Origin of the sequence: Siculibacillus lacustris, assembly GCF_004328075.1 — a bacterium.
Classification (GTDB): Bacteria; Pseudomonadota; Alphaproteobacteria; order Rhizobiales; family Ancalomicrobiaceae; genus Siculibacillus; species Siculibacillus lacustris.
In genome coordinates this window covers 1-938 of the sequence record NZ_SJFN01000090.1, presented here as the reverse complement: position 1 = coordinate 938, position 938 = coordinate 1, and the positions used below count along the sequence as shown (strand labels likewise).

The window sequence follows — 938 nt, the reverse complement described above, 5'->3', positions numbered from 1 at the left end:
CGGCCAGATCGATCAGCCCGCCGGTCGCCTGCGCGCCCAGCGTCACGGTGTCGGCCGACAGGCCGCCGGTGATCGTCTCGACGTTGGAGACGGTGGCGGTGTTGACGAAGGCGCCGAAGGTCAGCGAATCCGCGCCGGCCGCCAGATCGATGGTCGCGGCGGTGACCGCGGAGGACAGCACCACGGTGTCGGCCTGGGCCGCACCGACCACGGTCTCGGTGTTGGCGACGGTGACGGTGTTGACGAAGTTGCCCAGCACCAGCTTGTCGGCACCGGCGCCGAGATCGACGGTGCCGGTGGTGATCTGCGAGCCCAGCGTCACGGTGTCGGAGGACGCGCCGCCGACCAGAGTCTCGACGTTGGACACGGTCAGGACGTTGGCGAAGGCGCCGAGCGTCAGCTTGTCGGCCCCGTCGCCGAGGTCGACGGTGGCGGCGGTCACCGCCGCACCGAGCGTCACCACGTCGGTGGCGGCGCCGCCGACGATGGTTTCGACGTTGGAGATCGTCGCGGTCGCACCGAGCGCGTCGAAGGTCAGCTTGTCGCTGCCGGTGCCGAGATCGACGGTGACGCCGGCGACGGCGCCGGACAGGGTCACCAGGTCGGTGGTCGTGCCGCCGACGATGGTCTCGGTATTGGCGACGGTCGCAGTGTTGATGAAGTTGCCGAGCGTCAGCTTGTCGGCGCCGGCGGCCAGATCGATCAGCCCGCCGGTCGCCTGCGCGCCCAGCGTCACGGTGTCGGCCGACAGGCCGCCGGTGATCGTCTCGACGTTGGAGACGGTGGCGGTGTTGACGAAGGCGCCGAAGGTCAGCGAATCCGCGCCGGCCGCCAGATCGATGGTCGCGGCGGTGACCGCGGAGGACAGCACCACGGTGTCGGCMTKGGCCGCACCGACCACGGTYTCGGTGTTGGCGACGGTGACGGTGTTGACGAAG

Annotated in this window: 1 protein-coding gene; it reads right to left on the bottom strand. The window is 70.4% G+C overall.

The features are described from left to right. Positions 1–938: hypothetical protein (locus EYW49_RS23210; RefSeq protein ID WP_407695500.1), on the bottom strand; the 938-nt coding region annotated here is incomplete at both ends.